At 41.5% G+C, this 24,687-nt stretch carries 13 protein-coding genes; 12 read left to right on the top strand and 1 reads right to left on the bottom strand.

The annotated features are described in order from the left end of the window. Positions 1-36: 36 nt before the first annotated feature. The 11 genes from HG263_RS18140 to HG263_RS18090 all read left to right on the top strand — a co-directional run bounded on the left by HG263_RS18140 (position 37) and on the right by HG263_RS18090 (position 22,749). Complete coding sequence (locus HG263_RS18140; protein ID WP_171627504.1) at positions 37-1,935, top strand: hypothetical protein; 1,899 nt, start codon at positions 37-39, stop codon at positions 1,933-1,935. After that, complete coding sequence (locus HG263_RS18135; protein WP_171627503.1) at positions 1,935-5,042, top strand: poly-gamma-glutamate biosynthesis protein PgsC/CapC; 3,108 nt, start codon at positions 1,935-1,937, stop codon at positions 5,040-5,042. The genes HG263_RS18140 and HG263_RS18135 overlap by 1 nt, the downstream gene beginning before the upstream one ends. Further along, positions 5,029-7,302 carry a hypothetical protein gene (locus tag HG263_RS18130; RefSeq protein ID WP_171627502.1) on the top strand — a complete coding sequence of 758 codons (2,274 nt, stop codon included), beginning with the start codon at positions 5,029-5,031 and terminating at the stop codon, positions 7,300-7,302. The genes HG263_RS18135 and HG263_RS18130 overlap by 14 nt, the downstream gene beginning before the upstream one ends. Beyond that, entirely contained in the window at positions 7,289-8,044 is a 756-nt protein-coding gene (locus HG263_RS18125; protein WP_171627501.1) for a hypothetical protein, read from the top strand. The genes HG263_RS18130 and HG263_RS18125 overlap by 14 nt, the downstream gene beginning before the upstream one ends. Then, positions 8,023-12,282: a hypothetical protein gene (locus HG263_RS18120; protein WP_171627500.1), complete on the top strand. Its 4,260-nt coding sequence runs from the start codon at positions 8,023-8,025 to the stop codon at positions 12,280-12,282. The genes HG263_RS18125 and HG263_RS18120 overlap by 22 nt, the downstream gene beginning before the upstream one ends. Continuing rightward, on the top strand, positions 12,275-16,345 hold the full coding sequence (locus HG263_RS18115; RefSeq protein ID WP_171627499.1) for a poly-gamma-glutamate synthase PgsB: 4,071 nt from the start codon (positions 12,275-12,277) through the stop codon (positions 16,343-16,345). Before HG263_RS18120 ends, HG263_RS18115 begins: the two co-directional genes overlap by 8 nt. A gap of 348 nt (positions 16,346-16,693) precedes the next feature. Beyond that, entirely contained in the window at positions 16,694-18,127 is a 1,434-nt protein-coding gene (locus HG263_RS18110; protein WP_171627498.1) for a peptide MFS transporter, read from the top strand. A 455-nt stretch (positions 18,128-18,582) separates the two neighbouring features. After that, entirely contained in the window at positions 18,583-19,629 is a 1,047-nt protein-coding gene (hppD, locus tag HG263_RS18105; RefSeq protein ID WP_171627497.1) for a 4-hydroxyphenylpyruvate dioxygenase, read from the top strand. 102 nt (positions 19,630-19,731) lie between these two features. Continuing rightward, on the top strand, positions 19,732-21,045 hold the full coding sequence (gene fahA / locus HG263_RS18100; protein WP_171627496.1) for a fumarylacetoacetase: 1,314 nt from the start codon (positions 19,732-19,734) through the stop codon (positions 21,043-21,045). Between the two features lie 122 nt (positions 21,046-21,167). Then, positions 21,168-22,349: a M23 family metallopeptidase gene (locus HG263_RS18095; protein WP_246240024.1), complete on the top strand. Its 1,182-nt coding sequence runs from the start codon at positions 21,168-21,170 to the stop codon at positions 22,347-22,349. Beyond that, positions 22,339-22,749: a bactofilin family protein gene (locus tag HG263_RS18090; protein WP_343044018.1), complete on the top strand. Its 411-nt coding sequence runs from the start codon at positions 22,339-22,341 to the stop codon at positions 22,747-22,749. The genes HG263_RS18095 and HG263_RS18090 overlap by 11 nt, the downstream gene beginning before the upstream one ends. On the opposite strand, the gene HG263_RS18085 is transcribed toward HG263_RS18090, so the two are convergent. Then, the gene (locus tag HG263_RS18085) at positions 22,736-23,200 is read right to left on the bottom strand and encodes a hotdog fold domain-containing protein (protein ID WP_343044017.1); all 465 of its coding nucleotides are present in this window, start codon (positions 23,198-23,200) and stop codon (positions 22,736-22,738) included. The genes HG263_RS18090 and HG263_RS18085 overlap by 14 nt on opposite strands. 162 nt (positions 23,201-23,362) lie before the next feature. Between HG263_RS18085 and HG263_RS18080 the strand changes: the two genes are divergently transcribed. Next, positions 23,363-24,550 (top strand): multidrug effflux MFS transporter, encoded by a 1,188-nt coding sequence (locus HG263_RS18080; RefSeq protein ID WP_171627495.1) that lies wholly within the window; start codon positions 23,363-23,365, stop codon positions 24,548-24,550. Positions 24,551-24,687 lie beyond the last annotated feature (137 nt).

Here is a 24,687-nt window from a genome sequence, read left to right as displayed (position 1 = left end):
TCCGTTCAAAAAAGTACCGTTTTTTGGTCTTTAATTATGTTAGCGTCGTTCATACTGTTAGCTCAGTACGCAGGCCTATTTCAACCACTTAATGCTGTCACTTACACCTTACTCAATCGCTTTGATAGTAATCAACAAAGTAACATCGTGCTCGTTGAAAGCACACAATTAAGTTTGGAGCACACACCACTTGTTAAGCAACTTTCGCAATATAATCCTAAAGCAATTGTTGTATTTTCTAACGAGCAGCTAGATAAACCTGACACAGCAAACAATGTGTTTTACATCGGTTTTAATGACTCCTCATGTCAAAAGCCAATTTCGACATGGCTTGGGATAGATATTGTTTTTGAACCTAACGCTACGCGATGCAATGGCTGGCTCAATACCCTATTTCAGCCACTGCAAGCAAAGCAACTTATTGACTTCAGTTTACCCATTACCAGTTTGCCAAAATTTACCAGTAAAAGAGTGTTATCAGGCGATCTGTTCAGTACACAAGTCAACGATAAGATTATATTTATTAGCCAGTTGACTAACAACTACAGTCATAGCTTAAATGCACCTGGCTTGCAGAGCTTAGCGAACCCAGTGTACTTATATGCCTACTTGGCACACAATCTTGATAAACAAACTCTGGTGAGCATAGTTCCCAATTATGTTTGTATGCTCACATTGCTGGTTCTACTCTTTGTGTTAGTTGCCTGTTATCAAAAATGTACCCTTAGCTTTAATTTAAAGCTGGCGGTATTACTGAGCGTAACATGGCTACTAATAAGTTACTTTACTGTGCAATATTTGCAGCTTCTTATTCCTACCATCCAGCTACTAATCAGCACATGGCTGGCTTTTTTGTGGGTTTTCTTTCACAGTAAATGGTCAGAAGAACAAAGTTTAGTGCGGCTTGTAGATGATGTAGAGCAACGTATGTTTGGCCGTTACCTCCCCAAATCGATTATCGAAAATGCCTCACCATGGGAGGCAATCATCAAGCTGATAAACCAACAACTTAGTCTAGAAAAAAGCATTTTCCTTGCGCGTGTAGAGGGCGATCATCGATTACGAGAAATCCATGCTGTAAACTGCCAATTGAGCGATATATTGGAGTTACGACGTGATTATGAGCGCTCTCCGTACAGCGATGCCATCAAAGAGCTCGGTGTTGTAAAGGTGTCACGCCCATTTTTTAAAGCGCTCGGCACAAATGAGTTTCAGTATATTACGCCTTTAATGTATGCCGGCGATATACGCGGCTTTTGGGCTTTAACAATCATTCAAGACAAACAATTCATCGAACAAGCCTTTAAACGTAATGTAAACCGATTTGCTAGCCAAATTGGCGAACTACTATATCACTTTAGAATGTATACAGCCCAACAGAATGCAAACAAACAGACCATAACTAGGGCCCTTACTCTTAGACTGTCAGAGCCACTAAGTAAGAAGGTTTCTTCTTCCGTGGCCGCTATGGAGCAAAAGCTATCAACGCTTGAACACATCGTAGATAAGCAACACACAGCAAGCGTTGCGTTTAACTTATTTGGGCAAGTTATGCAGCTCAATAACGCTTTTGAGCAACTCGCTAAGCGTCAAAACCTACTAATATTTTCTATGAACTCGTTAGACCTTTTATTGTCTGTCAGTGAATTATCTATTAGCGAAGCAAAAGGCAAATTGCGATACCTGACACTCAACAAAAGCGAATTTAAGTTATTGGTTATAATGTCTGAGCGTTATTACGTATTACGCGTGTCGAGCATCGATAAAACCGCCAATAGCAGTGAGTCTGACACACCATTTTCGGTCTCTGGAATTCTATTTGAGTTTGTTGATATCACCGAGTTACTGAGTGGCTTAAAAATCCCCAACATATTGCTTAAACAACTCACAGATAACACTGACCAAAACCACGATGACAGTTGGGATTCGCTGTAATGGATTGGGTGCTCCCTTTATTTCCCACTGGCAGCGGACTCAGCCAGTCTGTGATAACAACCGTTTGGGTTGGTATCGCAATTGTTTGCTTTTTTAACCTGAGGTTTGGTTTTCCTTTAACAGGTCTTGTGGTGCCAGGTTACATCGTGCCGCTATTAATCGTCAGCCCTACTTCTGCCATAGTGATATTTATTGAAGCCATCGTCGTGTACTGGGTTATGCGGTTAAGCGCACAACTGCTCATGGAAAAGCTTGGTTATGCTGAGATGTTTGGCCGAGACCGATTTTTTGCCATCATCTTAATAAGTATTTTAGTGCGCGTAGCCATGGATAGCATGCTTTGGCCAATAATAGCGAACGAGCTCCGGTTATGGGATATCAGTTTTGATTACGCTTCAGATCTTCACAGCTTAGGGCTGGTGATCATAGCCTTAGCAGCTAACGTTATGTGGAATCACGGCTTTAAGTATGGAGTGAAAATCACCGCCATACAACTGCTGAGTACCTATCTTGTCGTGCGCTATGTTCTGATGCCATTTACCAATTTTAGTATTGCTAACTTGGCGATTATGTACGAGGCCGTCGCGGCCTCAATTGTAGCGGCCCCAAAAGCCTATATTATTTTGGTACTGACCGCATTTATCGCTTCTCGGGCTAATTTACGATATGGCTGGGAGTTTAACGGTATTTTACTCCCTGCATTACTGGCACTGCAGCTGCTTCAGCCCAGCAAGTTGCTAACGTCGTTTATCGAAACCGCTGTTATTTTACTTATTGGGGGCGGACTCTTACATTTTACCCGACTCAAAAACGCTAATTTGGAAGGTGCAAGGTTACTGCTATTTTTCTTTAATATTGGTTTTGCTTACAAGCTAGCACTCAATTACGCACTGGTTCACTTTTACCCAACAGTTAAAGTGACTGATACATTTGCATTTGGTTATATGTTATCAACACTATTAGCATTGAAAATCTACCAAAAAAGTGCGCTGGGCCTGATTATTAGAGCGACATTTCAAACTTCCATTCTTGGCGGTGCGCTAGCCATTGTGATTGGCTTTTTGATTATGTTCCTGCCTAGTTTATTAGACGTAAAAAAAACGACAGCCGCCGCTGAAACAGCCGCGCCAGTATCAATATCGGCACAATTAAGTGATTACAGGAGTATTTTGTATACGGCCAGCCAGAAGCCATTCTCAATCGGTCAGTATCAGCATAACTTGAATATAAACCAATTTAAAAGTGCCGTTAAATTGCTGACTAGCGACAGAGAAAGCCTCGAAAACGTCACACGATCCAGTGAGATATTTAACGAAATAGGATTTAGATTACAACAAGATGACCATTACTTATACATTCAAGACTTAACTGAACATACCCCCCGGGGGCTTTTTGTATTAGCTAAAAACCCAACCAGAGCACATATAGTTACAGTACCCTATCCAACAAGTGAGAGAAGGGCAAGCGATACCGCTGGTATGTTATTTGAGTACTTGCAAAGTAATGCTTTGGCAATTGGAACGGCAAAAACATCATTAGACAGCGAACTCAGTGTGCCACAAAGTGCCTATTATCACGCTTTTATAGAAGCGCTCAATATACCTGAAGTGCTACAAATCAGAGAGCTTACCAAGCAAAGTAAAAAAACACTCCCAGCCAACCATATAAACAATGCCTGTCATGCTTGGGTTTTTAATCAACTTCCCGATTCTATTAGCCAAAACCAGTTACACAACCTGCTTTCATGTGACAACTTTTCATTTGGGTTAGTGTTACCAAGCAATCTTCCATATCCAAACTACCCGTTTGATATGCTTGAAGTTTACATTAACAACGACAACTATATTCAGCTGCTAGCACAGGTGTCGCGAATACAAAGTAAGGATAGACTCCCTGTAGAGTATCGTCATCTGTCTGTAGTACAAGCTATCGATGACTTTGCACCGCATATAAGCGCCAAGGGCAGTGGTCATTTTGCCGAGCTATCGCGCAAAGATGCTGCACTGTGGGAGTTTGAAATACTCAGACCGTTGTTACAAATATCGGATGAACTAGCGCAACATCCGCTGGATGTAAATATCGCAAACCAACTAGCCAGTATAAATAAAACGGCCCATTCAAAAGGCTACCAGGTTACGCGTATTAGCGACATGCACAGTGACTATTTGATGATTTCTCCTCGTCCTGAGCCTCGCTATTTTCATCTTGGCCAAGGCCTATACTTCATTCGTATAGGGCAAGCAAATCTAACCAATGTTCAAGTCCCTCGACCTCTTTTTGAAAGCCATACATTAAAGTTTTCCGGCTCGCTATACCGTTCAACTCACTCTAAATCACTGATGATCGCTGGCGCTCATCCTCTTGCATCACCAGCTGCGAACGTTATGAAACCAACAAATACAACGTCGTTGTTTAACGTTTTTCATCAAAGCCTATTACGTTACTACCAAGCACAACCCGTACTCAATTTACAGATCCGTAGTCACAGTGCGCCTTCACAAGTGCGACCCACAGCGCTATCTTTTATCAATACAACGCCAAGTAATAGCCATCAGCACCTGCTTGCTGAGTTACATAACGCCTTAGTCAAACTCGGGTTAGAGTATGAGATTGTGACTGGTCAACAAGCAACTCGCGGATTAGAAATAGGCTCTTCGGCTCAAACAGGGTATGAAGTGTTTACATCTAATAGTGAGTTAGCTGCTCTTTGGTTAGCATCTGATTACAAGCGACACTTTGCCACCTCAAACGATACTCTACGACAGCGCTTAGCAGCCATATCGGCAAGCACATCAATATTAAAAATGAGCATGCAAGACATTGACGATAATGTATGGCTAGATTTGCCTATAATGCAGCGTACTGCGCTTCAAAAGCTCACCGAGCAATACTCAAAAACACTGCATTTACCTTACCTTAGTAAGTTGTGTAATAAACAACCTGACTGTTATCTTGAGACCGCCTACATTGAAGACCTTAATGAATTTGCCCTGCTAGTTAGAAAAAACAAACATCTGATTGCAATCTACTTACCAACCAGACATACGTTGTTAGACAAACAAAACTATACGAATAGTGCGCAAGGGGGGGACCATGTTTTACATTAGATGGGCCATCATTTTAGGTGTCACAATGAGCCTTGCCGCTTTTTCTTTCACTCAAGTAAGACAGTTCGTTACTTGGTTAAGTAGTGCAAAACCCTTGCTAGAAAAACAAAGCTCAGAAACCCGCTCAAATGTACATTGGCTAACCCAGGATAAACCGCTAATTTATACCTTTACAGCATCCCAGACCGACTCAATTCGGGTGTTATCTAATGCGATTTTTAGTCAACCGGATTATCAGCAACCTGCTGACTATGCCATCGAGTACACTATGTTAGATGCTGACCAACGTGCAATAACCCAAGCGGTTTATCATCACACTTCAAAACTGGCACTTGATGAGCAACAGCAGCAAGTAAAGCAAATCATAGAAAACCGCCAAAGTTTGGCGGTATCCACAGGTCAATCGTTTTATTTAAATCATAGCCAATTTGAAAATGCCACGGCAATTGCGTTTAGATTAATCCTTGAAAATCCATTACTTAAAGGCGTGGTATTAAGAGTACACAGCAAGGAAAAAAGCAGCCCGACAGATATTTACAGTGCTTGGCTTAGATATCCTCTACCTTGGCGTGCACGCATTAGCAACTATCACACATTAGGGGGCAATGCATTAAGCGAACAAGAGATATTCAACGCAGTAAAGTATGATTGGCGAAAATTAGCACCTCAAGGTGTACCTAATGTTGATTTTACAACAGACACTCTATACGAAACTCTGCCTTATCATATTCAAAGTTATGATTTTTCAACTTCGCAACTCAGCTTAGATGGTTTTTTCACAGATCATTCCCTTTCGGCCTCTGTAAATGTCACACAACCACAAGACATTTATTTTTCTACTACAGCCCCAGAAGCACTGACTTTTAGATGGTATGACTATAATCAATGGTCACCACCACAAGAATTGACAGCGATTAAAACCAACACCGACACGCTGTACAAACTGTCCAATGTCTCCAGAGGAATGATCACTATAAAATCGGATACAGCGGTTTTATCTCAATGGTTTTTAGCTAACAAACAACCGATAGACCCATTACATAGCCTGTATTATCAAGTTAACAAACAAGATGCTATCAAATATAGCGTCACATCAGATAGCCAGATAAAACTGGATATTCGCCCAGCGAAAAGCACACATTTAACAGTCAATATTTATGATGAACAAGACAGTCTAATCAAGACTTACAATACTCACTTAGAAGCGCATAAATCTGAGTTTGATAGGGCCTTAAATGACGATACTGAACGCACACCAATTAGCGAAAGCAGCTTATTGTACCTGCATCAGCTGCCATCAAATAGCGCCTATATAATGGTACAAAGCGATGGTTTGATGGCCTTTAAACTCCATACCAGAAAAGCGTCATACCATACTCATTCAACTTTATGTGATACGTCATGTGATAAACAAAACAGCGCGCTTTTTGACATTCCTCCATGGTATCCACAAAAAGCCGACAATGATTATCAATTGATGTCGCAAAACAAAACGATAACGGTCAGATTGTTCTCAGCGCCACCAGCTCAAGACGTTAAAAAGACAGCTTATGTAAGTAGAGACTTATCAAATGATTTGGCCATTGCCAATACAGCCTTAATCAACTCCCCAAAACCTTATTACTTACCAAAAGACGCATTTGAAACTTATCATTACGCTGAGGTTGATATGCAATTTGCGCAACAGCTTCTCAATCGTGCGCCGCCCACTCCGATAAACTTAATAGTAAAATCTAATCACCCACCATTAGTACGCGAGTTTGATACGCGACAACTAGCAAGTAGCAGCAACGGGATGCTGTTCAGCAATAATCAACGCTTGTTTGCAAATGTTGGCACAAGCCGACCTTGGACAAAGCAGCGCTTGTATAAACTTGACGCGAATAGAGCATTGAAGCTTAACTACCAAAAGACCCCGTATAGTGTCGTTGTAAAAGCATATAGCACATCTTCGTTTACAACTGCTCTAGAGCTTTCAACTCAAATAGATGCCCAATTTAAAACACAGATAAATCAAACATACAGTTTTGAAAATAAGCGTACGCAGCTATATCCAAGCTCAACAACCCGTGCATTCATGCTCCACCCGAGCCTAGGTGAATTGGTAGCATATCCAAGTATGACTGTACTAATTGACTCAGATATTAGCGAACTTAACAGCTTGATATTAAAATCAAATAAAGACATATGGCTCAGTGTTATTGAAGAGTTCGAAGAACACTCACCCACGTTTAACTGGTGGCTAAATGAAGACAATTAGTTTACTTTACATTGCTATCCTGACCACTTGTTGGCCCAGCTATGCAAATGAACCGCTCCCCAGTGTATCCACCCTCAAAAGCTGGTTTGATAAGCCTTATGCACTTGCCCCTTGGGAGTATAAAGTCGAAAACAGTCAATATCGTCTAGTTGCTCAAAGTGCAACCTTAGGGGGGAGTCATCTGTGGTACCGACCCGCAGGAAAGCCCTGTATTGTCTCTGTTCTTCACCAGTTTTTTGACCAATATACATTTCCTATTGGCACAGCAATTTATGCAAATTTATGCCAAGTTATGGTCAGTAACTCCCATCATCGATATAGCGATAAGATAGATGAGCAAACAATGGACCTGTCCAAAAGAGCCAGTAGCTTGCACCATAATGCAATTTTAGCCTATCAAGCGAGCTACCCTGAGGCGAAAATATTGCAAATCCATGGTTTTAGTAAAAAGAAGCGCAGTACACTGACAGGTAAAAATGCAGACTTCATTGTTAGCCAAGGAAAGTATAGTACCGAGAAGATACAGCAATTATCAGTGTGTTTACGTCAGATCAGTTCAGCAAGTTATGACTACCCTAGGCAAATTAACGAGCTTGGAGGTACAAAAAATGTGATGCACCAATTAGCACTGACCCCTGATACTTTTTTCCACATTGAGATCAGCCGGACGATGCGCCAACAACTTATTGAACATAACCATTTAATGGAACAGCTTACTCTATGCTTGCGCTACGTCTTATAACTTTGTTACCGCTTTTATATATTTGCTCGGTAACAGCCCTCACACATCAATTGGCAAGCCCCCCTCAGTGGCTAGAGCATGGTAATGACGAAGTATTGTTGAGCTCCAGCTCTCCCACTATAAAGTTAAGGGCGTATGAACAAAAACACTTGTACCTCAGAACCCACAGCACACTTGCGCTAGCACCATTTGACCCTCAATCGATAAAAGTCTGGCAAGCTTTCACTTTTCATAGCCAAGTTGATATATTGCCAAGCCAATTACGCTGCGAGCAGCAAAGCTGTGAGGTGCCACCCGATAGTGCTAACCGTATTATCATCATTGAAAATCAAAGTAACTCAGAGCAAAATTTAACGCTGTGGCAGCATCACTATCAAACGTATCAAGATCCATACTACACTCAGCTGCCACTGCCCTTAGATAAAGTGACTTTATATCATTCACACCACTATGAAGAATATTACAACTTGCCTGCAGGCCAACAGGTGTCTATCCCTATCAAGCTGGCTGTAAAACTAAAAATCTCAGTTAAAAATCTTCTCAGCGCCAAAAATGACAATAACAAAGTATATATATTTGAAAATCAACGCCCTGTGAGCATATTGCCCTTGAGTAATAGCCAAGCACCAGAGTATCAAAACCAGCATGTGAGTATTACTCACAATGACTATGTTGCGGTCGCTGAAAATAGTCGACTTACGCTAAAAAGTTACGGTAATGCCTTAATTAAAATAGAACGTGCAGAACAGCCATTTTTAGATCAAGACAGCCCACAAAAGCAACTAGACTCACTGGAAAATCCATATTGGACTAATAATCTAGATTATTTACTTAATGACATTTACCATAATCAGGGCAACTATGCTTTAACCGCCATTGCACAACCACCATTAACGCCATTAAAAAGAAAGCGCCATCAGCAACTCATTAACATGGTGACGCAAAGACGCTTTTTATTACCAAACGTCTGGCCAAAAAAACTTGTTTCAAACTATACAGAAACGCCTATTACACAAGGGCTTAGAGATGTTAATGGGCGTGTCTACCAAATGCAGACTAAACAGAGACTGCATACCCACACACTCAAAGATAAGTTGTTGTTTAATTTAGGTACAAATACGACTACCGAGCATGCTGTCACACTTTTTATTAAAGCAACTGCTGACGGTATGATGACGGCAACTTTAGGCGAGCAAGTATTTACTTTGCAATTTAGAGCAAGCGACACTACGCAGCGCATTGAACTGAGTAACCGAGTAGACGCAGATACTCTTATACTCGCTTTGTCAAATGACCAACAACCAGTAGATGTGGCGGTTCAAATTCCTGAACTAGCACCGGTGGTGCATAATGAATTGCTTTATATGCAGCCAAAGAAATTAGCAGATAAATCAAAAACAATCAGCACATTGCTAGAACGCCACACGGTGCAAATTGCCTCTGATTATCTTGATTCTTTACCCTCTTTCAGCGCCAAAAAAGTGGTAAACCTACAGCAAACATACGAAGAACAAACGCTGTCATTGGCCCGAATAGCAGCATTATTAGATACCAAGCCAAATGAAGTGTTAACACCCTTAAAGTCACTCACTACTAGCCCATATGAAAACATCAGATTAGCGGCATGGAAAATGCGCATAAACGCTTTAGACAAACTAGACCAACAAACGCATAGCCAACGTTACCTTGAAGGGCTACTAAAGCAAGGCAGTCCAGCTCTGACAGAATTTTCGGCCAACGCACTTCTGCAGCGCTATCAAGAAACTAATTCTCAGTACAAACTTCAAGGATTGTGCGCTCATATGGCTGCACAATTACGCGAATGCAAAATACTCGCGCCCTCCTTGTATAGTGCTCAAAACAAGCAACATCTTGCGCTATGGCTTGGCCATGATAACCAAGCAACATTGCCTAATAGCGATGCTTTATATGGTGCACTGAATTACCAAACATTAAGCAATTACAAATCAAGTGCAGCCCCCTCTTTAACATTGAGCCACTTTGGCTATGCGCAGCTAACGTCAACAAATAAGCAATATCAGGCACTTAAGCTTACTCCCGCTCAACTACTCACAGTCTCCACATCGCATGATGTTACTCTGCACATTAATGCCCGAGGTATAGCAAGCAATGAAGCAAAACAGCAAATAAATTGGCTTAAACTCGTTAACAATACACAGCAATTTATACTGCCAATTTTTACGGATATTGCTGCAAACACCTTCAATGATGCACAGCAAGCACTGTCTATTGCACAAAATGGATACATTAATTTAAAAGCAGGCGAATCAATCAGTATTAGTAGTGACAGTGTAAGCTATATTACTGTTTCAGAAGCATCACAAAATGAGCAACGCTTCACTGACAATAGCGTCACTGCCTACATAAGTCACCCTTCCTTCAAAACATTGCTCAACGATAAAACCCTCAACGTCAAAACGCTGTTAAATAATGCTCTGTACAGATTAGATACACAAACCATGCTCGATGAAGAGTACATCACATTGCTTGGTAATTTTACGTCTGATCCGTTAACACGTAGTGAGGTCTCTTTGCTAAAGCGAATTAAGCAATTTGGTCATTGGCAGATCATAAATGAATATATCGACTATCTGGGCACACAATTGGTTGTGTTACAAAGCCCCTTGCAGTTAAACCAAGCAGAGCAAATTACCAGACACACCTCGCAAGCTTCTGACCTGTCGGGATTGCAGATACGCCCATATCACTCTTTTTCGCTTGATATTAGTCAATTTCAAGCATTAAAAAACAAACTTCGTATTGCATTTTCACCTGCCGAGTTGGGTATTGAGCAGACCGCCAACATTACACTGACTGTCAATCAGCAACAGCGCGAATATACACTGCAAAGCACGACTCCCATTGAGCACGTTTTTACAGACAAAGACATTCAACAAGGAGTTGTTAATGTATCTTGGCAACAACCATTTATATCACAAATGGTCAGTGTACAACTGTTCGAACACAACCAACAGCAGTGGCAAGAAATACCGTTGACGCCAAAACTACGTTTTTATTTAGCCAATGAGCAGCAGCCCCTGCGTGTAAATTTAGAAAAAGACGCATTAATAAAAATTGAGTATCTAGAAGATGATAAACGTGAGCAAGTAGAGCGCTTTTACTCAGCCGGTGTTCATTCTCTCTACATTAAAAATGCACCGTTGCTGCGCGCCTTTAAGTGGCAGCTTAAATATCGCAACCAAAAAGTCTCTTTTTTCTCTCAAAATAAGTCCAAATACATCGTTGTCGAGAAACAAAAAAACACTCCTGCTGTCAGTGCCCCCTCCCCTGTGCCGTCACTTTATATCATGCCCAACGCCTTTCACTATGAAGGCTTTATTAATCACACGCGGCGCTCGCCCAGTAATTTCGACGAGCAAGTAATACAGCAGAACCTAACGGATGTAGGTGCATTGCTGCGATTCAAAACACAAAATAACTGGTACAAATTCGGGTTTAGTAAACAATTCAATGATACTTATCATTCCACTTATCAGTTGAGTGGCCGCACTGATTGGTTGTCAGACCAAAATGACTGGTTTGCTGCGGCTCAGTTACAAAGTTTTTGGCAGCCAAAATCAACGGCGCTTGCAAGTCGAATATCGACTAGGATGTCAGTTACTCTGGGCCAAAGATGGCTATTTAACAAACAACACCGCCATCAATGGTGGTTGCAACCGCACTACTTTGACAGTAGCGCGAAGTCAAGTGAGCTGGCGTTACCAAGATTAAACCCTGACATATTAAGCCAATACAAAGACAATCACCGTCATGGCTGGCGCGCAGGCTATCAATACTGGTATCAAAATCATGCTGATCAACAACTAAGTGTCAAAGCGCAACTGGCCAGCAACCAAAATTGGCAAACAATTGACAATACACGCGTTACCTTTTCAGCTCGCCAATTTTATCAAGGTCACATATTCGAAGGGCAACTTGTTGGCAGGTATGCATTTAACGACGAACATCGACGCCAGTCACAGTGGCAATATTTATCCCGTTTGAAATGGCATAAACAATTTTCAATTAACCACAATTTAGCAACCTCGTTTTCTCTAAGCTGGGAGCAAAATTGGCGTGATAAACAACATATCATCGCGTTGCAATTAAGCATAGGCAACACGCTTCGTACAGGCTTTACGCCTTTTAGCTACGCTGAACAACCTTTTAAAACATTGTCAGAGCTTGAACTAATGCAGCAGGTGAGTAATGAATAAACACCAACTAAAAGCCCATTTACAAGACTTGCTATTCACCAACACCGAGCGATTTTGGATAAACCTTTATCACCATAAATATCAACAGTTGCTTGATGAGTTGTGTGAGTGGCCACTGTTGATGAATAAACCTGAAACCGAACCTTTATCTCCTTGGTTGCTATTGCATTCTATTAGCTTTATCCGCCATAAAATTGAACAGCAGCAAGCAGAGATCTCGCAGCTGCGTAATGCATATCAGCTTTTTATGACTCGATTATCGAAAAGTGAAATTGACTATGAAAAACAGCAGCATATTTTAAATTATGCAGAAACACTCGGCGCCACAGCCAAACAACTCAAAGCAGACAAGGCCGCTTTTGCTCGCTGGTTTGATGAAGGTGCAATGCGAGATAGATATCAAAGTAAAGTGGCAGAAATAGAGCAAGGTATTAAATTCTTAATTGCCCGACTAGGCACGTTGAGTAAAAACTATCTTGCGATTAATCACGCTCAGTTAGAGCAAACTTGGCGTACCCTTGACTTACAACCATTCTTTTTGAGTTTGTTAGAGCAAAATCAAACCGCCTTTATTCGTCATAGCATTATTCGCGCTCTTGTGAATCAGGTCGCACTTATTCAAGAACATAACATCGACACCCAGCTAAGTTCTGAGCTTATTGCGCGCTTAGTTGAGTTACTAGATGATGAACAAACACCCTATACCGCCATCATTGATATTCTTGAGATATTGATTCACCAACGTCCTACTTTTGTGCGTGGCCACATGTGGGCAGCGCTATTTGCTGATGAGCAACAAATAGATAATAATCAATTGTTTATTCTGGCGGCACTGCCAAGAGTCATAACCCAGCAGCAAAACATAACAGCAAAGGATATTACTTTGTTGGAGCAACTGTCAGAGCATGACTACCCAAGAGTAAGACAAGCTCTAATAGAGCAAACCGCCAGTCTCCCAGACGACATTGCCAAAACAATCATTTTAGATCGGTTTGCAAACGAACAAGTTGATGCGGTGCGGTTTACTCTTATAAAACAGCTTACCGCAGAGCGTTTCTGTGAGGATTTATTCGCCTTCGAGCTTTGGCAACAAACCCTTTTCGGTCAATATACTTTGCCAATAAAGCGCATAGCGCTAGAGCAAAGTGCCAGAATCATGCTGAATATGCAGCTCAACCAAGACTCAGAAAACGCCATATTTGAGCGCTTTATTAACGTGCTCAATAAAGTGCTCTTACAAACACAACCCGTTGCCGTTAAAAGATATATAACTCGAACTAGAGAGCAGCTTACGAGTTTTTATAATCAAGCGCTGATAGCTGATATCAATACGCAACTGGCTTATGGTAATACCGTGCTATTGCCCAATAACTCAACGGACCAACATACTCTAGGTAGAGCTTTGAGTTTTCTAGCACAACAACGTGTTGGCTTTAACGGCAAGCTATCAAGAGGAAAGTGGCACATCCACGAGGGCTACAATATAGCAAGGCGACTTTGGCGAGTGGTCCATGAGTTATGCCATAGCAGCACTGACAAGCGCCCAGGTTTTAGCCACACAACCGCAAGAAAGCCAAGTGCACAACTCCATGTTCCAAGCTGTACCGTGGCAGAAATAAGCGAAACCAATGTTCCTGGAGAGCCACTGTATCATTTGCATGAACACAGTGCTCGCCCCTACCTGCCCCTGCTAGATTATATACTATCAATATTAAGCCAAGACCAACTTGCAAGTCCGGTATTTAGCTACTCGCCAGACGGTATTTTAGAGATAACGAAACCGGCTTCATTCACCCGAAGAATTTATGCCTACTGCTATATTAGCCTGCACTTTCAACAGTTAGACAACCTAAGAAAAGGCGGAGAATTCGAGCAGCAAAAATATCTTAATGAACTGGTCAAGCTTGGTTTTAAAATACAATTTAAAGCTTATGGAAATGTACTTAACTGCGCATTTCCTGTTGAGCCTGGGATTGAAAGTCTATTTTCTCATTTTCGCCTTGCTCCAAGTGTGATAGCAATTTGGTCAAGCTTTAAAGAATACGCTTACTCTGTCTATCAAAATACCCTCTCGCAATTGGTTTTCTTCGTAGTGAGCTTTAGCGCCTATTTCTGGGGCCGCCATTTATATATCAGTCGTAAAATTATCCGCAATCGTCAAGCTATTGCGGTGAGTATTGGTGGCTGGGGAACGCGTGGTAAATCAGGCACTGAGCGCTTAAAAGCGGCATTATTTAGTGCCTTAGCGCTGCGCTGCATCACCAAAACAACAGGCTGTGAGGCGATGATGATTTATTGCAAAATTACAGGGGAGCAGTACGAAGTTCCCATTTTCAGACCTTTTAACAAAGCAACCATTTGGGAGCAAAGTGATGTATTAGAATTTGCAAAGTCGGTCAATGCCGATGTGTTTCTATGGGAATGCATGGGACTAACTCCCCGCTATGTAAAAATCTTACGCCGCTGGATGAAAGATAACTTTATCACAATAACTAATGCCTATCCGGATCATGAGGACATACTCGGTCCCAGTGGTGTTGATGTTGCAAGAGAAATGTCGGCATTCATTGGTGAAGACACACAAGTATTTACCAGTGAACAAACTATGGCCCCCTTTTTAGAAAGTGCGGCAAAAGAAAAGAACTCAACGCTTATCCAAGTACACTGGGGAGATGGCTTTCAAATCACCCCAGATATAAGGGCCTTATATCCATATGATGAACACCCCGACAACATCGCTCTAGTATGTAAAATGGCTCAATATATCGGTATCAATAAAGATTTCGTATTCAAAGCAACCGCTGAACGCATTGTGCCCGATATCGGTGTACTGCAACACTTTTTCGCGGCCAAGGTCGGCGACCTATCACAATCTTTTGTCAACAGTATGTCCGCAAACGAGCGCTTGGCAACGATTGAGAATTGGCAACGTTTAGAATTATTTAAAATGAGCGAACAGCCGCATGTGCAGACCATAGCTCTGATAAATAATCGTGAAGATAGAGTCGCGCGCTCTAAAGTATTTGCCAATATCATGGCAGAAGACTTATGTTTTGATCATATAGTGGTAGTAGGAAGTAATGTGGGTGGTTTTGCCAGCTACCTCAAAGAAGCAGTAAAACAAAGAATTATAAAAGCGATTGAAAATAAAGACAAAAAATCCATCAGCGACTTTATAACGCAGATAAAACTCAATGACGATATAGCGTCATTGTTGGCAGCAATGAATATCTCGTTACAAACATGCCCTTTAACAATTACACAAGTCAGCTCATATGAGGCACTTGAACAAGCCTTGTGCAGTAACAATGAATTATGTGACCACCAAAAGAGCATACTACTAAAACACTACTCACTCTGGCAAAAGGGGCAAGCGATCATAGCTATTGATGACTTAACAGCGCATGCAAACAACATTTTGCAAACCTGCCTAAGTCTCCTCAATAGTAAACTAGTGCTCATTGAAGATGTCCATATAAGCAGCAATAGTCTGACCCAAACAATTGCCAAATTAGGGTGTAAAGATCAGCATCAACTGATAGTAGGTATGCAAAATATAAAAGGTGTTGGCATAAGCTATGTGCAAAGTTGGCAGCAATGGCAAAAAACCCAAAAAGTCTGTGAGCAATTACTGGACCCTAAAATCAATAGTACTGAATTTAGGCAAGCGCTAAATTTATTAGCACATCAAACTAATTTTAATCTTTTGGAGGTCAGCTTGATTGCGCAAACTGCCCAAGCCCTGCTAAGCGTATCGCATGCTCAAAGTGAGTTAAGCCAAGCTGAATTACAAATTTTACTCAATAAATTGGCTGATAGTGCCTCTGAAAAGCACAGCAACAGCAAACAAAAAGCACAAAGTCCAGTTAAGCAATTTTTCTACCAAGTCATTGAGTCTTTTTTAGAAGCGGGTGCCGCAGTAAAAAGAAAAAAACTTGCTCAGCAAGTTTATAAGGATATTGCCTCACAGCACATTACCATTGAACGCGCAACAGATGTACTTTCAAGGTTAAGCCAAAGCCAAAAGTCTGGCTGGCTCATAGCAAAGCAAAAAAAGCGCTGATCAGGATATTCAACTCAATCTAGAATTTTTTTAAAAAAAACCTTATATCATTAATAAATAAAGAAATACTCGTTCACAAAAGGACATTAAATATTAATGTGAATACATTATAAAGTATATTTCAATCACCTTTTTTTAACATTTTACCACCCCATTAATAGCTAACCACTTCCCCAAACGTTTCCATATGGGTATACTGACGCACTTTAGATGCATAGTTAGTCGCTGTTTAAGCGCTCAATAGTGCGTAATTACTTACTTTGGCCACCCGTTCAAATTACATAACTATTTGCACGTAATGATTATTATAAGGCCTCACAACACATTTGATTTAATTAGGAAGTACATATGAGTTCATTACCTAATTCAGGAGAGTTTTTAGGTCATCCTAAGGGTTTATTCCTGTTGTTCGGCACAGAGATGTGGGAAAGATTTGGCTACTATGGCATGCGCGCCATTTTAGTGTTGTACCTAGTCGCTATTACACAAGATGGCGGCTTTGGTTGGTCTAATGCTGATGCACTTAGCCTTTACGGTACATTTACCATGGCTGTTTACTTAACGCCATTATTTGGAGGCTGGCTAGCAGATAACGTGTTAGGTCAGCGAAAAGCCATTATCATTGGCGGTATTTTAATGGCTGCTGGTCACTTTATTATGGGTGTGCCTCATGCTGCTGTTGCAGGTATGGAAGAAAACGTATTCTATTTGGGCTTAGCACTACTTTGTATAGGTAATGGTTTATTTAAACCTAACATCTCTACTATGGTTGGCGACTTGTACCAAGAAGGTGACAAACGTCGTGATGGTGCATTTACCATCTTCTACATGGGTATCAACTTAGGCGGTGCGCTAGGGCCACTTGCTGCAGGCGGTGTTGCTGCATTGTTCAACTGGCAAGCGGGTTTTATCGTTGCTGGTATTGGTATGGTTATCTCTGTAATAATGCAATTAGTTTTGAGCAAAAAGTATCTAGGCGATATCGGGGTTGTACCTGCTGCAAAACTCTCTGCAGCTCAATCAAGTACAGGTAAAAAAGAACCTCTAACTAACGTTGAAAAAGACCGCATTAAAGTTATTTTCACCATGAGCGTATTCAGCATCATTTTCTGGATGGGCTTTGAACAAGCTGGCGGCTTAATGAATATCTTCGCTAACGATTACACTAATCGTATGCTAATGGGCTTTGAGGTACCAGCATCTTGGTTCCAATCTCTAAACTCTATTTTTATTATTATCTTTGCACCTCTAGTTGCCATGATTTGGTTAAAGCTTGATAAGCGCGAACCTAACTCTCCTGTTAAATTTGCTATTGCATTGGTCTTTTTAGCACTTGGCTTTTTAACTATGATGCTTGCACTTATCACTGAAGGTTCTGGTGAAGGTACAATGCAAATTAGCATGATGTGGCTAGTACTATTTTACCTGTTCCACACGCTGGGCGAGTTATGCTTGTCACCAATAGGCTTATCTATGGTGAGTAAATTAGCGCCACTGCGTTTAGCCTCACTATTAATGGGTATTTGGTTCCTATGTACTGCAATTGCTAACAAGATTGCAGGTTTAGTTGGCTCGTTCATCGGCGAAGGTCATGAGGCAGTTAACAACGCAATGGGTATTTTTATTGGCTTAGGCGCTACCGCTTTGCTATCAGCAACTGCGATGTACTTACTAAGTGATAAGCTTGTTGATTGGATGCACGGTGCAGAAGGCCAACATGAGCCACACACACAAGAACATATTCTGGCTGAAGAGCTAGAAGTTGCAGCTATAAAGCAATAATTACCCAATCAGGTATTTGATAAAACCGCATGCCTTGGCATGCGGTTTTTTAGTATTTAAACGTCTATGACCGCCCATCAGTAAACAAAAGTTTACAAACACTGAACCTAAAGCAAGAAATAAGAGAAGAGTAAATTAAAAATATGCTGCTTAACTAAGTAACAACACAAAAAACAAAAACCTTTATAAATCAAAACGTTAAATAAAAACACACTTCTAAAAGCACCGTTCAAGCTTCAAATCTCCTGCGCTCGCCATCACCTTAGTTGCACGCTTTTTGTGTGTGTCATTGCTACCGTCATATTTTCGTGTGTTTGTGCAACTTAATTTACAATCGCACTGTCTGCTAAATAGGGGCCGACTCTTCCTCTTTGCGCATTTTTGATTAATCATCCACCTACTGAAAAACATAATCTAACAAGCAACCCAATTTGCTTAATTGCGGGAGTATGACAATGAGTGAAGTAAAAAATCCACTAGGTTTAGTTGGTATCGAGTTTACCGAGTACGCAACACCAGATGCGGACTATATGGATAAAGTGTTCACCGATTTTGGTTTCTCAAAACTTAAAAAGTTTAAAGACAAAGATATCGTTTATTACAACCAAAACGACATTCACTTTTTACTAAATAACGAGCGTGAAGGCTTTTCTGCAGCTTTCGCTAAAAGCCATGGCCCTGCAATTTGTTCAATGGGCTGGCGTGTAGAAGACGCTCAAAAAGCGTTTGAAGTTGCTGTTGAGCGTGGTGCAAAGCCAGCGACTGACTCTGCCAATAAAGACTTACCTTACCCTGCAATTTACGGCATCGGTGACAGCCTAATTTACTTCATCGACGTATTTGGCGACAAAGGTTCAATCTACGACAATGACTTTGTAGACCTTCAAGAACAAAACATTGTTAAAGATAAGGGCTTTATCCGTATTGACCACTTAACTAACAACGTTTACAAAGGCACTATGGAAACATGGGCTAACTTCTACAAAGACGTATTTGGTTTTGAAGAAGTTCGCTACTTCGACATTAAAGGTCAAAAAACAGCGCTACTATCTTATGCACTTAAGTCGCCTTGTGGCACCTTCTCTATTCCAATTAACGAAGGTAAAGACGACAACAACAACCAGATCGATGAGTACCTAGATGAGTACAATGGTCCAGGTGTTCAACACTTAGCATTTTTAACTAACGACCTAGTAGGCTCACTTGATCAGCTAGATAAGAGCACAATCGCTACGTTAGATATCGTTGAACACTACTATGACACTATCTTCGACCGTGTACCTTGGGTTAAAGAAGATAAAGAGAAGATCAGAGAGCACCAGATCTTAGTAGATAGCCAAAGTGAGAACTGTTACCTACTACAAATCTTTACGAAAAACTTATTTGGCCCAATCTTTATCGAAATGATCCAACGTGTTGACGATGGCGGCTTTGGTGAAGGTAACTTCCAAGCGCTATTCGAGTCTATCGAGCGTGATCAAGAACGTCGCGGCGTAATCTAAGCTTTATATACGTTATTATTTTCACAAGCAGCTTTTTAAAAGCTGCTTTTTCCATTTTAGTTAGGGCAAAATAGCACTAACCAAAAGTAAAAAGGAAAGGCAATGTCTTTTATTAACGAAACTCATGATATTAATCTTAAAAGCTGGGTAGCAAGTGCAAACCAGGCTGGTACAGATTTTCCAATCCAGAACTTACCATTTGCGGTATTTCGTCGCAAAGGCAGCAATGAAGAGTTCCGTGGCGGTGTTGCTATCGGTGATCAAGTATTAGATCTTGCAGTTGTAGCAAGTGCTGGTATTTTTTCAGGTGAAGCGCAAGTAGCACTTGAAGCTGCCAACGCTCAAGCTTTAAATGAGTTTATGGGACTGGGTCAAGCTTACTGGTCGGCACTACGTTTAGCGTTATCTCGCGCTCTACGTGAAGGCTCAGAACATCAAGCTGTGCTTGCAAATGCGCTGGTTGCACAAGCCGATGTTGAGTACTCAATGCCATGTCACATTGGTGACTACACTGACTTTTATACATCAATCTACCATGCGACTGCTGTAGGTAAGCTATTCCGCCCAGATAACCCACTATTACCAAACTACAAATGGGTGCCAATCGGTTATCACGGTCGCTCATCTTCTATCGATGTATCTGGCCAAGCTTTCCATCGCCCGAAAGGCCAAACTAAAGCACCAGATGCTGATACTCCTTCATTTGGTCCTTGTAAGCGCCTTGACTATGAACTAGAGCTTGGTATCTATTTAGGTAATGGAAACGAGCTAGGTGAGCAAATCGCGATTGAAGATGCTGAAAGCCATGTATTTGGTTTTTGTCTATTCAATGACTGGTCAGCACGTGATTTACAAGCATGGGAATATCAACCATTAGGTCCATTCCTAGCGAAAAACTTTGCCTCTACAGTTTCTCCATGGATTGTAACAACGGAAGCGCTCGCACCATATCGCACTCAGTGGCATCGTGAAGAGAACGATCCTCAGCCGATGGAATACTTAGAGTCATCTCACAACCGTGAAGCTGGCGCTTTTGATATCCAAATGGATGTATTGCTTGAAACCGCTAAAATGCGCGAAGAACAGCAAACCCCAGCGAAGCTGTCTGAGTCTAGCTTCAAACACAGCTACTGGACTGTAGCGCAAATGGTAACGCATCACACAGTAAACGGCTGTAACTTCCTACCGGGCGACATGCTTGGCTCTGGTACACAATCGGGCCCTGAGCATGAAGAAGCCGGTTCTTTACTTGAGCTTTCTCGCGGTGGTAAAGAAACGATTACGCTAACAAATGGCGAAGAACGTAAGTTCTTAGAAGACGGCGACAAAGTAATTATGCGTGGTTGGTGTGAAGCTGATGGCTTCAATCGCATTGGCTTTGGCTCTGTTGAAGGCACGGTTCTACCTGCTAAATAATCCCAAATTAAAAGCAGATAAAAATCAAAGGTGTGCATTTGCACACCTTTTTATTATACAAATTAGCTGGATTTTTGTATTAATCTTGTTATTGTGAAGTGTTGTTTAAGAATTTTATAAGTATGTTGAAGCTAATCAATCGCCTATTTAAGACATTATTCCAGCCAAGGCAAATTTTAATACGCCAAAACGGTGAAATTTATATGTTCACCTTACCAAGCTGGGTTCAACCATTGCTGTTAACATTAGCATCGGGCGCTGTGGCTTGGGCTGTGATAAATGCACAATCTGTGACGCAACAAAAAACTACAATTTCCTCTTTGCGCACGCAAACCAATGAAGACAAGCAGCGTTTTTTAAATGAAAAGCAGCAAATGCAAGCTCAGCTTGCTCAGCAGCAGCAAGCACTTAACGAACTCACTGAAAAGCAACTCATGCTGCAAAGCTTAGTCGATGCCTTACCAAGTTCACTAGTTGAGCCATTGAATGAAGCGGAAAATGCGCCCACACAAACGCCAACGGATAATACAGACGTCCATTTAGAACAGCTAGATGACCCGCAACAAACGACCGAACAAGTTAATTCAGATAGCTTATTACCTAACCAAAGCGAAGTGTCACAAGGTGAGCAGCAAAGAGACTTTGGTACGCAGGCGCAGAGGTTGGCTTCTCATCAGCAACAATTGCTTAGTCTGATCTCTGACAACATTCAAAATCGTGCAGCAACACTAAGTAGTGGTCTGGCAGAAGTTGGCATCGCCCCAAAACACAACTCAGCACTAGCTCAAGGTGGTCCGTATCACCAATTAGAGCTAGAGGAACTGCCTCAAGATTACCTCAATGCGATAGATAATCTGGTTACGTTAAATAACTTAGAGCAAGTGATCACCACCTTGCCAGACTCTATGCCAGTTGCTAAAGATGATTATTATATTTCGAGCCAATTCGGTTTTCGTAAAGACCCTATTACTGGTCGACGCGCTTACCATAAAGGTGTCGATTTAGCTGGTTGGCATAAAACAGAAATTATCGCCCCTGCTGCAGGCACGATCGTTCGAGCCGGACGTAATGGCGGCTACGGCAAATTTATCGAAATTGAACATGAGCACGGCTTAGTGTCTCGATTTGGCCATTTGCACACAATCAAAGTAAAAAAAGGGCAACAAATCAAAAAATCTGAAGTGATTGCTTTGATGGGGAGTACTGGACGAAGTACAAGCACTCACTTACATTATGAAGTATTGCAAAACGGCAAACATATTAACCCTATCAAGTTAACTAAGGTGATCAATCGTGTTCAATAGTTTATTAGGCAACGATAAATCGGTATCAGGCGTTCCGGCGCTGATCTCTCCCAATACGGTCATAGAAGGCCATGTTCGCTGCGAAGGTGAGTTACAAATCGACGGTAAGGTAATCGGTGACTTGGTAGTGAATACCCTCATTGTTGGTCTGCATGGTGTGATTGAAGGTGATGTAAAGGCTCATCGCATTCGGATAAAAGGCACGGTCAATGGTAGCATCGATGCAGATAAAGTGATGCTAGAGCCAACCGCCAAAGTACATGGTGACGTCATGCATGACACGCTCAGTATCGAAGCCGGTGCTTTAATTGAGGGTAAGCTTACTCATAAAACAGAGGTGACAAATATCACCTCCTTTAAAGACAAAGCAACGAGTAAAGACAAGACTAACGCGCAGTAATGTACATATTGATATCAGCGTGAAATACCTTGTTTCCCTGTTTATCAAAGATCTCTACGGGTACAATTAAATCTTCTTTGTCTTGCCATTGTCTGGGCAAGGCAATCTTAGCTTCTGCATCCAAATCTGTTTCAGCTTTTTTTAGGTATTGCACAGTCATGCCTTTTGGGATCCAACGGTGTGTTTTATGCGGCACTGTTGCATCAACCATTACGCCGGCACACAATTCAGCTAGATTACACTGCGCTATCGCATGAATAGTTCCAATATGGTTGAACACGGCTTTGCGTTTGGGAATTGTGGCACAGCATAACCCTGGTTCAAGCTTCGTTATAGTTGGCTTAATTGAACCAAAATAAGGCGCCTTACGACATACGGCTTTGCTAAAGAGCCACTGTCCAAATGGAAGCCACTGCATTCTTTTATATATCTTTAGTAACGGGGCTGACACAGTTAATACCTCTGTAAAACAATATTGTTAAGCAAAATTAACACATCCGACCTGTTTGGAGAATACACTCAGCATGCTTTTACGCTTTTATTTTGATGATCCGGTGCTTTGTCCTGTTCTTTTTATTTTCGCGCATTAGAATAGCCGCCAAAAGGAGTCGTCATGCCACAATCTGATTTAACTAGCAAAACGCTTATCTTTATCCTAGCTTTATTAGTGATTTTTTGCCCGCTAGGTATTGATCTATACCTACCGGCTTTTCAAGCCATGCAACAGGGCTTGGCTGTATCTGAGTCAAAAATTCAGCAAACCATTAGTGTCTACATGCTCACCGTTGGCTTAGGGCAGTTAATCGCAGGACCACTGGCTGACAAATACGGTAGAAAACCTGTCTCAAGCTTTGGCATCACACTGTTTATGTTGGGCGCTGTGATAGCATCGCTGGTTGATAGCTGGACATGGATGATGGTGGCTAGAGCATTACAAGGTTTTGGAGCCTGTGCCACATTTGTCGCGGCTTTTGCGATTGTCAGAGATAGCTTTGGCCATAAAGGAAGTGGTCAAATGATCACTTATCTCAATGGTATCGTGTGCTTCATTCCTGCATTAGCTCCCCTACTTGGTGCTTGGTTAACATTAGAGTTCGGCTGGCGCAGTAATTTTACCTTTCTATCAGGCTTCGCGGTTATCGGTTTACTATTACTTATGTGGTTATATCGTGAAACGAAACCTGTTGATAGTATCTATGAGGGACACATTCTCAACTTCAGCCGCTTCAAGCCGATGCTAAAAAGCAACGAGTTTATGTTTAATGCTAGCATTACCATGCTGGGCATGGCAGCCATGCTCGTTTTTGTGACAACCGCACCTGGTTGGATAATGAATCAACTACATGGCTCAGTTTCTATGTTTACAGCATGGTTTACAGGCAATGCCATTTTAAGTATCGTCGCCAGCTTTACCGCACCGATACTCATAAAACGCCACAGTCGACTCGCTTTAGTCGTGGGTTTAACCCTATTTACAATAGGTGGTCTAACTATGCTGCTCGCAACACGTTATCAACATCCTGCTGCTTTTATGCTGCCTATGTATATTGCCTCTGTTGGCTTTGCATTTTCTCTTGGCTCTGCCGCAGGTAAAGCACTCTCTGGATTTGCCAAACAAGCAGGTACGGCCTCTGCACTTATTGGCGTAATGCAAATGAGCGGTGCTGGAATTTTGGCCCTATTAACACAACAGCTACATTTAACAGCCCCCTACCAGTTGGCTCTGCATCTTCTGTTAGTCACGCCATTTTTATTTGCATTATTAGGTAAAAATAAACAAACTCTACACAGTGCGGCTTAGACCGCACTTAGGTACTCAAATAAACATACTTATCATTTCCTTTGTAAATCATGTATCTATAATAGTAAACCATGTAACCTGCTAGACTTCCTCTAATACTATAATCGTATATACACATAATTAAATACTCTAAATTT

Origin of the sequence: Pseudoalteromonas caenipelagi, assembly GCF_013140855.1 — a bacterium.
Lineage (GTDB): Bacteria > Pseudomonadota > Gammaproteobacteria > Enterobacterales > Alteromonadaceae > Pseudoalteromonas > Pseudoalteromonas caenipelagi.
Note: the sequence above shows the minus strand (reverse complement) of the source record. Positions and strands in the feature narration are given on the sequence as shown.

Excerpts from the sequence above, each read along its gene's own strand:
- hppD (WP_171627497.1), top strand. The coding sequence starts at position 18,583 with ATGAGTGAAGTAAAAAATCCACTAGGTTTAGTTGGTATCGAGTTTACC.
- HG263_RS18095 (WP_246240024.1), top strand. The coding sequence starts at position 21,168 with ATGTTGAAGCTAATCAATCGCCTATTTAAGACATTATTCCAGCCAAGG.
- fahA (WP_171627496.1), top strand. The coding sequence starts at position 19,732 with ATGTCTTTTATTAACGAAACTCATGATATTAATCTTAAAAGCTGGGTA.
- HG263_RS18115 (WP_171627499.1), top strand. The coding sequence starts at position 12,275 with ATGAATAAACACCAACTAAAAGCCCATTTACAAGACTTGCTATTCACC.
- HG263_RS18110 (WP_171627498.1), top strand. The coding sequence starts at position 16,694 with ATGAGTTCATTACCTAATTCAGGAGAGTTTTTAGGTCATCCTAAGGGT.
- HG263_RS18080 (WP_171627495.1), top strand. The coding sequence starts at position 23,363 with ATGCCACAATCTGATTTAACTAGCAAAACGCTTATCTTTATCCTAGCT.
- HG263_RS18130 (WP_171627502.1), top strand. The coding sequence starts at position 5,029 with ATGTTTTACATTAGATGGGCCATCATTTTAGGTGTCACAATGAGCCTT.
- HG263_RS18140 (WP_171627504.1), top strand. The coding sequence starts at position 37 with ATGTTAGCGTCGTTCATACTGTTAGCTCAGTACGCAGGCCTATTTCAA.
- HG263_RS18125 (WP_171627501.1), top strand. The coding sequence starts at position 7,289 with ATGAAGACAATTAGTTTACTTTACATTGCTATCCTGACCACTTGTTGG.
- HG263_RS18120 (WP_171627500.1), top strand. The coding sequence starts at position 8,023 with ATGCTTGCGCTACGTCTTATAACTTTGTTACCGCTTTTATATATTTGC.
- HG263_RS18135 (WP_171627503.1), top strand. The coding sequence starts at position 1,935 with ATGGATTGGGTGCTCCCTTTATTTCCCACTGGCAGCGGACTCAGCCAG.